This window comes from Pseudomonas botevensis (genome assembly GCF_019145475.1).
Lineage (GTDB): Bacteria > Pseudomonadota > Gammaproteobacteria > Pseudomonadales > Pseudomonadaceae > Aquipseudomonas > Aquipseudomonas botevensis.
In genome coordinates this window covers 39,126-48,646 of the sequence record NZ_JAHTKI010000032.1, presented here as the reverse complement: position 1 = coordinate 48,646, position 9,521 = coordinate 39,126, and the positions used below count along the sequence as shown (strand labels likewise).

12 protein-coding genes are annotated in these 9,521 nt (G+C 58.2%); all 12 read left to right on the top strand.

The annotated features are described in order from the left end of the window. The first annotated feature begins 112 nt into the window (after positions 1–112). Positions 113–445 carry a phage holin, lambda family gene (locus KVQ74_RS27165; RefSeq protein WP_085731213.1) on the top strand — a complete coding sequence of 111 codons (333 nt, stop codon included), beginning with the start codon at positions 113–115 and terminating at the stop codon, positions 443–445. Between the two features lie 195 nt (positions 446–640). Then, positions 641–955, top strand: a complete 315-nt coding sequence (locus tag KVQ74_RS27160) for a hypothetical protein (RefSeq protein ID WP_217834454.1) — start codon at positions 641–643, stop codon at positions 953–955. Between the two features lie 51 nt (positions 956–1,006). Beyond that, entirely contained in the window at positions 1,007–1,630 is a 624-nt protein-coding gene (locus KVQ74_RS27155; protein WP_217834453.1) for a putative metallopeptidase, read from the top strand. Between the two features lie 31 nt (positions 1,631–1,661). Next, on the top strand, positions 1,662–2,138 hold the full coding sequence (locus KVQ74_RS27150) for a DUF2280 domain-containing protein (RefSeq protein ID WP_217834452.1): 477 nt from the start codon (positions 1,662–1,664) through the stop codon (positions 2,136–2,138). Next, positions 2,110–3,411 (top strand): terminase large subunit domain-containing protein, encoded by a 1,302-nt coding sequence (locus tag KVQ74_RS27145; protein ID WP_217834451.1) that lies wholly within the window; start codon positions 2,110–2,112, stop codon positions 3,409–3,411. The genes KVQ74_RS27150 and KVQ74_RS27145 overlap by 29 nt, the downstream gene beginning before the upstream one ends. Continuing rightward, positions 3,408–4,826, top strand: a complete 1,419-nt coding sequence (locus KVQ74_RS27140; protein ID WP_217834450.1) for a DUF4055 domain-containing protein — start codon at positions 3,408–3,410, stop codon at positions 4,824–4,826. Before KVQ74_RS27145 ends, KVQ74_RS27140 begins: the two co-directional genes overlap by 4 nt. Beyond that, positions 4,801–5,889, top strand: a complete 1,089-nt coding sequence (locus tag KVQ74_RS27135; protein ID WP_217834449.1) for a minor capsid protein — start codon at positions 4,801–4,803, stop codon at positions 5,887–5,889. The genes KVQ74_RS27140 and KVQ74_RS27135 overlap by 26 nt, the downstream gene beginning before the upstream one ends. Positions 5,890–5,913: 24 nt before the next feature. Then, entirely contained in the window at positions 5,914–6,525 is a 612-nt protein-coding gene (locus tag KVQ74_RS27130; protein WP_217834448.1) for an Asp23/Gls24 family envelope stress response protein, read from the top strand. 92 nt (positions 6,526–6,617) lie between these two features. Then, positions 6,618–7,346, top strand: coding sequence for a beta-N-acetylhexosaminidase family protein (locus KVQ74_RS27125; protein ID WP_217834447.1), 729 nt, complete (start codon positions 6,618–6,620; stop codon positions 7,344–7,346). Positions 7,347–7,358: 12 nt separating this feature from the next. Then, entirely contained in the window at positions 7,359–8,321 is a 963-nt protein-coding gene (locus KVQ74_RS27120; RefSeq protein ID WP_217834446.1) for a major capsid protein, read from the top strand. A gap of 45 nt (positions 8,322–8,366) precedes the next feature. Beyond that, positions 8,367–8,957 carry a hypothetical protein gene (locus tag KVQ74_RS27115; RefSeq protein ID WP_217834445.1) on the top strand — a complete coding sequence of 197 codons (591 nt, stop codon included), beginning with the start codon at positions 8,367–8,369 and terminating at the stop codon, positions 8,955–8,957. A 57-nt stretch (positions 8,958–9,014) separates the two neighbouring features. Then, positions 9,015–9,518 (top strand): DnaT-like ssDNA-binding protein, encoded by a 504-nt coding sequence (locus tag KVQ74_RS27110; RefSeq protein WP_217834444.1) that lies wholly within the window; start codon positions 9,015–9,017, stop codon positions 9,516–9,518. The last annotated feature ends 3 nt before the right edge of the window (positions 9,519–9,521 follow it).

The following is a 9,521-nucleotide window of genomic DNA, read 5'->3' as shown; positions in this document are numbered from 1 at the left end:
CCCATGGTTCCGTCCATCGTTTTGCTGTAGGGCTGTGACGATAGCACGGAGCTATATACCCGCCACCGAGCGGGCTTTTTTATTCCTTACTCCCTTACGGGGAGGAACCGAGATGCCAAACATGCCAGACAAACCAGACACATGGGCGATAGCGCTTGCGTGGTTGAGCCAGCATTCGCCGATCCTCTATGCGGCTGCGCTGTCCTGCGCCATGGCTGTATTGCGGATCACCTACGGAGGCGGCACCCGTCGCCAGATGTTGGTGGAAGGCGCGATCTGCGGCGGGCTGACCCTGACCATCATCAGCGGCCTGGACTTCTTCGGCCTACCACAGAGCATGGCCACCTTCGCCGGCGGCTGGGTTGGCTTCCTGGGCGTGGAGAAGATCCGCAACATCGCGGATCGGGTGACCGACTTCAAATTGCCGACTCGCAAAGCCGAGTAAGTTGCGACACGTTTCGCGAGTCATCAAATCGTGTCGCGATACGTGATAACTGGACAGATATCGAAAAAACGCCGTGAATTAATTTGTTACAAATAACTCGTTAATTTTTCAATGAAATGGCCGTTTTTTGCGATTTTGGTTGTAGTCGCCCACTAAATACCTATGCCAATCCTGGCTAAACAAAAAGGTATGAAAGTGAACATCACAACACAATCCATCCGTTTCAAGACGGCATCGCACAACACGTCCATCTATTTGTCTCGTCCCATCTGGTCCGAGCGAACCACTGTCCAATTCATTCGGGACGGTTGGTTTGTACCCGGTCAGATTGAAACCTTCACCTCGAAGGACGAGGCACTGACCTACGGATTAACCGTACTGAAGAACAAAATTGACGACGAAATAATGTCAATCAACGTTGAAGTATCGTGTGAAATGCTGACCGGCCAAGAGGTCGTGGACCTACTGGGTGAATCCGGTATTCAACTGACGACCGTCAATTTCGTCTGATGACAACGTTTACTCCTCAAGGACCAGACCCTCCCCTGATAGGTAATCACCATGAAAAGGCCAATGCCACCAAAGAGCCTTGGCCTGTTGAGTGACAGCGACAGCTCCCCGTCTAGCGTTATCCCAGCTCCCGAAGTGTGGGACTGGCTCCAAGCCGAGATCCTCGCCGACACCGGCAGTATCCACAACGAAGAACACGCCCATCTAATTGATGCGGACATTCGTGTGATGTGGGCGTCTGCTGCCTTTACGAAGAAGGGGCGCACGGTGGTTGGCCAGGCCGAGCAGGTAGCGTTCCGTGCCGGCGGTTGGCAGAAAGCCCGGATGGAGCAACAGATGCGAGATTGGTTCGGCGATGTGCCGGCCTACATCATCACACTGGCAGCCGACTACTGCGCCCAGTGCTCCGACGCTGACTTCTGCGCCCTGGTTGAGCACGAGCTGTATCACATAGCCCAGGCTACCGATAAGTACGGTCAACCAGCTTTCACCCAGGAAGGACTGCCCAAGCTTGAAATGCGCGGACACGACGTCGAAGAGTTCGTCGGTGTTGTCCGCCGCTACGGTGCAAGCCCTGCGGTACAAGAGCTGGTGGATGCTGCAAACAATCCTGCCGAGGTAGGGCAAATGAACATTGCGAGGGCCTGCGGAACCTGTCTGCTCAAGTCGGCCTGATGTGAGACAGGCATGAGACGGAATCCAATCTATGGCAGCCCTGAAAAACGATGTCAAAGCCTTCATCGTTCAGGCTTTGGCGTGCTTTGACACCCCGACGCAAGTCTCACAAGCGGTAAAGCAAGAGTTCGGCGTTGATGTGAGCCGCCAGCAGGTAGAGCAGCACGACCCAACGAAGCGTGCCGGGGCGAACCTGGCCGTCAAATGGCAGACCCTGTTTCACGATACCCGCCAGCGTTTCCGCGAAGAAACCGCCGAGATCCCGATTGCAAACCGTGCCTACCGCCTCCGCGCCATGAACCGGTTCGTCGAGAGGGCCGAGTCGATGAAGAATATTGGTCTGGCTATGCAGATTCTGGAGCAGGCCGCGAAGGAAGTCGGCGACGTCTACGTGAACCGGCAGAAAAAGTCCGACGACGAGAGTGAACCCTCAGTGCCGACCGCTGTGACGGTTCAAGTGATCAATGCGAGGAAACCGGATGCCGAGCCTGAATGTTCCGCAGGCTGATTTCCTCCAGCTTCCGCATAAATTCCGTGGTTTCGTTGCTGGCTTCGGCTCGGGCAAGACGTGGGTTGGATGCGCGGCGCTGTGTAAGCACGTATGGGAATGGCCGGGCATCAACTCCGGCTACTTCGCACCGACCTACCCGCAGATCCGCGACATCTTCTTCCCGACGATCGAGGAAGTGGCCTACGACTGGGGGCTGAAGGTCAAGACGAAGGAGAGTGACAAAGAGGTCGATTTCTACAGCGGCCGGCAGTACCGCAGCACGACGATCTGTCGCTCGATGGAGAAGCCGCAGACCATTGTCGGTTTCAAGATCGGCCACGCGCTGGTGGATGAGCTCGACGTTCTCCCGTCGCTGAAGGCTCAGCACGCCTGGCGCAAGATCATCGCCCGGATGCGCTACAACGTGCCTGGGCTGAAGAACGGCGTGGATGTGACGACGACCCCGGAAGGGTTCAAGTTCGTCTTCCAGCAGTTCGTGAAGCAGCTCCGCGAAAAGCCGGCGCTCAAGGACATGTACGGTCTGGTGCAAGCCAGCACGTTCGATAACGAGCTGAACTTGCCGGATGACTACATCCCATCGCTGATGGAGTCGTATCCCGAGCAACTGATCCGCGCTTACCTGAACGGCCAGTTCGTCAACCTGACGTCTGGATCGATCTACCACGCTTACGACCGCAAGCTGAACCAGTGCTTCGACAGTGTGCAGCCGGGCGAGCCGCTGTTCATCGGCATGGACTTCAACGTCGGCAAGATGGCGGCGATCACCCACGTCAAACGTGATCAGGGTCTGCCGCGCGCCGTGGATGAGCTGATGGATGGCTATGACACGCCGGACATGATCAAACGCATCAAGGAACGATATTGGCGGCACAACGGCAACGACTTCGAGAAGACCTGTGAGATTCGGATCTACCCGGACGCCTCGGGTGATTCGCGAAAATCGGTCAATGCCAGTGTCACCGATATCGCCATGCTCAAGCAGGCAGGCTTTACGGTCATCGCGCCGGCGGCCAACCCGCCAGTGAAAGATCGGATCAACGCCATGAACGCCATGTTCTGCAATGCGCAGGGCGAGCGTCGTTACCTGGTCAACCCGTTCACCTGCCCGACATACGCCGACGGCCTGGAGCAACAGATCTGGGCGCCCAACGGCGAGCCGGACAAGAGCCAAGGCAACGACCACGCCAACGACGGCGGCGGTTACTTCATTCACCGCGAGTACCCGATCATCAAACCGGTCACCGCCATCAAAATGGGATACGCCCGATGAGCAACGACGTCTCCTTCAAGCGGGCGGATTACATCGAAGCGCTGGAGCGCTGGTCGACCGTTCGCGACGTATGCGCCGGCCAGCACCGAGTTGTCGACCGACTGCCTTACATCAACGCTCATGATGCTTCGCCTGAAAATAAGGATCGCAACAAGGCTTACCGTGAGCGAGCGGTGTTCAAGAACGCCACCGGTCACACCCGAAACGGACTGCTCGGCCTGGCCTTCCACAAGGACCCGACGCTGGCTGTTGGAAAGAAGCTGGAGTACCTGCAAGACAACGCCAACGGATCCGGCGTGAGTGTCTACCAGCACTCGCAAGGCACGCTGGAAAAGGTGCTTGAGGCCGGGCGGCATGGTCTGTACGTCGACTATCACCAAGACGACGGAACCGGTGGCCATTCCGTGATCCTGTCCTACTGCGCCGAAGACATCATCAACTGGCGTACGGGCATGGTGAACGGTCACAGCGTGCTGACTCTGGTGGTCCTGCGCGAATCGCCGGAGATCGAAGACGGCTTCGGTTTCAAAGTGGTTGAGCAGTACCGGGAGCTGGCACTTGAGGCTGACGGCTTTGTTTGTCGAGTTTGGCGCCGGTCCGGGCCGAAAGGTGGTGGGCCGCTGGCGGTGGTTGAAGAGTTCAAGCCCATCGGTACCGCCGGGCGCTTGAAGGAAATCCCGTTCACCTTCGTCGGTGCGCAGAACAACGATCCGAGCATCGATGAGTCGCCGCTCTACGACATCGCCATGATCAACCTGGGCCACTACCGAAACAGTGCCGACTATGAAGACAGTGTCTTTTGGTGCGGCCAGGCCCAGCCATGGATTTCCGGCCTGGATGAGCAGTGGCGCGACTGGATGGAGAAGAACGGCGTTTACGTCGGTTCCCGCGCACCGATGATGCTGCCTGCCGGTGGTCAGTTCGGTTACGCCCAGCCTCTGCCGAACACGCTGGTGAAGGAGGCCATGGCAGACAAGAACCAGATGATGATCGAGCTGGGCGCCCGGATGGTTGTGGCTTCTCTCTCGTCCAAGACGGCGACCGAAGCTCGTGGTGATCAGTCTGCATCGACGTCGGTGCTCGCAGGCTGCGTGGCCAACGTCAGCGAGGCGTACACCCGCGCGATCATGTGGTGCTGCAACTACATGGGTGTCGACGACGCGAAGGTCGCCTATCAAATCAATCAGGAGTTTGTGGAGCTGACGGCTGATCCGCAAATGATCACTGCACTGGTCGGCCTTTGGCAGAACGGCGGCTTCGCCAAGGCAGATCTGCGGGCGTACCTGCGCAAACTGGGTCTGATCGCGCCGGAGCGCACTGACAAGCAGATCGATGGCGAGCTGGCAGAACAGGGCGACGGCCTGGGCCTGGACGATGAGGATCCACTAAATGGCGGTCAATCAAGCGGTACTTGATGCCACAATCCGGCACGCGGTCTTTCTCGAAAAGCTCAAGGCCGGGGAGGTTGGCAAGTTCGCCCCCTTCTTGAAGGAGATCGACCGCTCGATCCGTGATCGGCTCACACAGTCGGATCTGACTGAGTACAACGTGAAGCGACTGGAGGCGCTGCTGAAGGAGGTCGACAGTCTGCTGCTGGGCATCTTCGACCGATATAGCGCGCTGCTGAACCTCGACCTGATTGATATCGCTAACTACGAGGCTGAGTTCGAGGCGTCGAGCCTGGCTCGCTCTGCGCCGGTCGGTGTTTCGCTGGATGTGGTAGCGCCAACGGCAGCGGCTATCCGTACCGCAGTGCTGACCAATCCTCTCAGCGTACGCGGCACCGGCGGCGGCAAGCTGCTGAAATCGTTCATCAAGGGATGGACCAGTGCTGAGCGCGATCGAGTGACCGGCACGATCCGACAGGGCTTCTTCGAAGGCCAAACGAACTTCCAGATTATCCGCAACATTCGTGGCACCAAGGCTGCCGGATACAAGGACGGCGTTCTCGCCACCACCAACCGCAATGCCAGCACGGTCGTGCACACGGCTATTCAGCATGTGTCGTCACAGGCGCGCATGGAGGTGGCCAAGGCCAACACTGACATCGTGTCCGAGGTTGAGATGGTTGCCACGCTGGACAGTAAGACCAGCCAGCAATGTCGGTCGATGGATAAGCGAAGGTTTCCGGTCGATTCAGGGCCGCGTCCGCCTTTTCACCCCAATTGCCGTACAACGTTCGTGCTGCTGACCAAGATCAGCGAGATCTTCGCCAAGGGCGCTACCCGAGCGTCGGTGGGCGCCAATGGTGCGGGGCAGGTGAGTGCCAGCCTCGATTATTACCACTGGCTTCAGCAGCAGCCTACGTCTTTCCAAGACGTGGCAATCGGCCCTGTGCGGGCCAAGTTGTTTCGTGAGGGTGGATTGAGTGTTGAGCGCTTCACAGAGCTACAACTCGATCGCAATTTCGCGCCGTTGACCCTATTGCAGATGAAGGGGTTGGAGCCGCTAGCCTTCGAGCGAGCAGGATTGTTATAACGCCTTCATTCAAAAGGAGGTGGCATGAAATATTTAACAGTTTTGGGAGTGATCATTGCATTCGTCCTCGGTGGCCTATTCGGTTTGACAGCAGGAATAAATCTAAATCCAGATGCGACAGTCCGGTTTGTGCCGAATTGGGGAAGCGTCGGCGATTGGGTCTCTGGAGTGGGAGCACTGTTAGCGGTCGTAGTCGCTATATGGCTGGCGGACACCCAGCGAAAAGATAACGCGGAAAAGCTGAATCTGAAGTGCGCAGTAAAGCCGGTCAGCGATGCCTCTATGATTTTTGGAGGTAAAGATCTCGTCGTGGAGTTGATTTCATCAGGTAACAGGCCAGTGAGGGTGAGCGGAGCGCAAATCGGTGCAAAAGGTAAGGAGGGCGGATGGACGGCGCATATGGCGGGCCCTACAGGGAAGGGATTTCCATTCACCCTTAACTATGGTGAGCACGAAGAAATACGGCTTTCGTTCCGTGATGTGAGTGACGTACTCGAGCACTTCAATAGTCAGCACAACGGAAACCTATCCAACGCCCGAGCTAGAGTCTTCTCCACGCTCGGTCACTGGGAAGTGGACGTATCAGATACGTTGCTAGAGCTGAAAAAGCTTCGAGATAAATTAAGCAATAACTAACTACAAATTCACGAATTCAATGAACCCCGGTGCTTGCTGGGGTTTTTTTATGCCTGCAAAGCGGGCAACACATACCCAAGGGGTGCATCAACGTGGCAGAAGAAAACGAAATCGACCTGGAGAATCCGGCAATCAAGGCCGCTATCGCGACTGCCGTTGAGGCCTCCGTTTCTGGTCTGAAAACCAAAAACTCCGAACTTCTGGGCAAGCTGAAGGACACCACTACCAAGCTGTCGCAGTTCGAAACTCAATTCGAAGGCATCGACATCGACGCCGTCAAAGGCTTGCTCAGCCGGGCCGGCCAAGACGAAGAAACCAAGCTGCTGACAGAGGGCAAAGTGGACGAGGTATTCAACCGCCGCACCGAGCGCCTGCGTGGCGACTATGACAAGCAGTTGAAGACCGTCACAGCGCGCGCCGAGAAGGCCGAAGCATTCGCCACCAAGTTCCAGGGCAAAGTTCTGGGCGATTCGGTACGTGGTGCGGCACTCAAAGCCGGCGCACTGCCGGAAGCAACCGACGACATCATCCTGCGCGCCAAGGGCGTGTTCACCTTGAACGAAGAGGGTGAAGCGGTCGCCGTTGATGAATCCGGCCAGGTCATCCTCGGTAAAGACGGCAAGACCCCTCTGACCCCGCTCGAATGGGCGGAATCCTTGCGCGAAAGCGCACCTCATCTGTGGCCAAGGGCTACAGGAACAAATGCCCCGGGCGGGGGTGGCGGCCAGGCTGCATTGAAGCGCTCCGAAATGAATGCCGAGCAGAAGCGCGACTACCAGCGCAAGCACGGCCAAACCGCATACCTGCAATTGCCCAAGTAAGGGGATTCACCCATGGCAACGACTGTGAACAGCGACCTGATCATCTACAACGATGAGGCGCAAACCGCATACCTGGAGCGTGTCCAGGATAACCTGGATGTGTTCAACGCATCGTCCAATGGCGCGATCGTGCTGGACAACGAGTTGATTGAAGGCGACTTCCGCAAGCGCTCGTTCTACAAGATCGGCGGCTCGCTGGAGCATCGCGACGTCAACTCCACCGGCAAGGTGACCGCGAAGAAGATCGGTGCCGGTGAGGCCGTTGGCGTGAAAGCGCCGTGGAAATACGGCCCGTACCAGACCACCGAAGAGGCGTTCAAGCGTCGTGGCCGTCCGGTTGACGAATTCTCCCAGATCATCGGCGCCGACGTCGCTGATGCGACTTTGGAAGGCTTCATCCAGTACGCCACTGCTGCGCTGCGCGCTGCAATCGGCTCCAACGCCGGCATGGTGGTCACCGCCAACATCGAGACCGACGGCAAGAAGACCCTGACCCGGGGCATGCGCAAGTTCGGCGACAAGTTCGGCCGTATTGCTCTGTGGGTCATGCACTCCAGCGCCTACTTCGACATTGTCGACGAGGCGATCACCAACAAGATCTACGAAGAAGCAGGCGTCGTCATCTATGGCGGCCTGCCTGGCACTCTCGGCAAGCCGGTGCTGGTAACCGACAGTGCGCCGGCCGATGTGATTTTCGGTCTGCTGCCGAATGCAGTGGTGATCACCGAGTCCCAGGCCCCGGGCTTCCGCTCCTACACGGTCGACGACGAAGAAAACCTCGGTATCGGTTACCGCGCCGAAGGGACCGTGAACATCGACGTGTTGGGCTACAGCTGGAAGGACGCCACCGGTGGTTCGAACCCGACGTTGGCTGCGGTCGGATCCGCCGCCAACTGGGTCAAGCACGCCGAAAGCAACAAAGTCACCGCCGGCGTGATGATCACCCTGACCACTACGCCACCAGCCGGCGGCTGATTCTGGCCCTGACAGCGGCCAGCGATGGCCGCTACGGAGACTTTTATGGAACTGGTTTACTCCACTCAGAATTCGGATTTCGATCCGGAAAAGCGGTACCGCAATCCGGCTCACTTTGATCGGCCAGAGTCCGGTGTGAGCCACGCGGTCGTGATTGGCGACTGGCCGAAGGTGGTCGACGCATATGAGGCGTTAGGCGTCGAGGTTTCGGTACTGCAGCCTATGATCAGCCAACCGATTGATTCGGGTAGTGCTGACGCCATTGTCGGTCTGGAACAGGACAACGCCGCGCTGCGCGCTGAGCGCGACGGCATTTTGCGACTGATCGACGCCGTCGAGGGGCAATCGGATCTGGAGCATCCTGGCGCTGGCGAATTGCCGATCCGCTTGTTCGGTGCGCTGAAAGCCATTCATGATGGATTCGAAAACCTCACGGGCGAATGCGACACCCTGGCACGAGAGGCCGAATCGCTGCGCGTTGAAATCGTACAGCTCAAGGCGGCAGCAGGACCGGGCGACAGTGCGGAGAAGATCGCAGGCCTGAAAGCGCAACTCGACACTGCCGGCGTGCCTTACCGGGCGAACGCTTCGGTAGAGTCGCTGGAAAAAGCGGTCGCTGAGCTTCCGAAGGCGTAATAATCCGGGTGCCCGGTAACGCGGCGCCCGACCCAGAACACCACAGCGAGCTGATTCATGACTCTCATCATCGAGGATGGCACTGGAAAGCCTGACGCCGAAAGCTATGCATCCGCCGAAGACCTGGCCATGTACGCCGTGAAATTCGGTGTGGTCATCCCGGCGGAAGTGCCAGCACAGGAAGCGCTGCTGCGTCGTGCCGCACTGGCGATGGATGGCATGACGTGGAAAGGGCGGAAGACCAGCAGCGAGCAGGCCTTGTCCTGGCCGCGCAGGGGCGTTGAACTGGATCGCGAGATCAAGCCTGACAACTACCTGCCAGCGCGGATCCAGTACGGCCAGATGGCGCTGGCTGCCGAGATCCACACCGACGACGTCGACCCTATCGAGAAACGCAAAGGCGCGGTGACGCTGGAACGAGTCGAAGGCGCGGTGACACGCGAGTACGCAACGATCCCCAACACCAGTGGGCGACTGTTGCCAGCAGCCCCGGATCGACCGAGTGCGACGCAGTTCGCGGACTATCTGCAAAAGCGAGGGCTGTTCGCCGTCCGCGCATAGCTG

Excerpts from the sequence above, each read along its gene's own strand:
- KVQ74_RS27110 (WP_217834444.1), top strand. The coding sequence starts at position 9,015 with ATGACTCTCATCATCGAGGATGGCACTGGAAAGCCTGACGCCGAAAGC.
- KVQ74_RS27145 (WP_217834451.1), top strand. The coding sequence starts at position 2,110 with ATGCCGAGCCTGAATGTTCCGCAGGCTGATTTCCTCCAGCTTCCGCAT.
- KVQ74_RS27150 (WP_217834452.1), top strand. The coding sequence starts at position 1,662 with ATGGCAGCCCTGAAAAACGATGTCAAAGCCTTCATCGTTCAGGCTTTG.
- KVQ74_RS27135 (WP_217834449.1), top strand. The coding sequence starts at position 4,801 with ATGGCGGTCAATCAAGCGGTACTTGATGCCACAATCCGGCACGCGGTC.
- KVQ74_RS27120 (WP_217834446.1), top strand. The coding sequence starts at position 7,359 with ATGGCAACGACTGTGAACAGCGACCTGATCATCTACAACGATGAGGCG.
- KVQ74_RS27130 (WP_217834448.1), top strand. The coding sequence starts at position 5,914 with ATGAAATATTTAACAGTTTTGGGAGTGATCATTGCATTCGTCCTCGGT.
- KVQ74_RS27115 (WP_217834445.1), top strand. The coding sequence starts at position 8,367 with ATGGAACTGGTTTACTCCACTCAGAATTCGGATTTCGATCCGGAAAAG.
- KVQ74_RS27155 (WP_217834453.1), top strand. The coding sequence starts at position 1,007 with ATGAAAAGGCCAATGCCACCAAAGAGCCTTGGCCTGTTGAGTGACAGC.
- KVQ74_RS27140 (WP_217834450.1), top strand. The coding sequence starts at position 3,408 with ATGAGCAACGACGTCTCCTTCAAGCGGGCGGATTACATCGAAGCGCTG.
- KVQ74_RS27165 (WP_085731213.1), top strand. The coding sequence starts at position 113 with ATGCCAAACATGCCAGACAAACCAGACACATGGGCGATAGCGCTTGCG.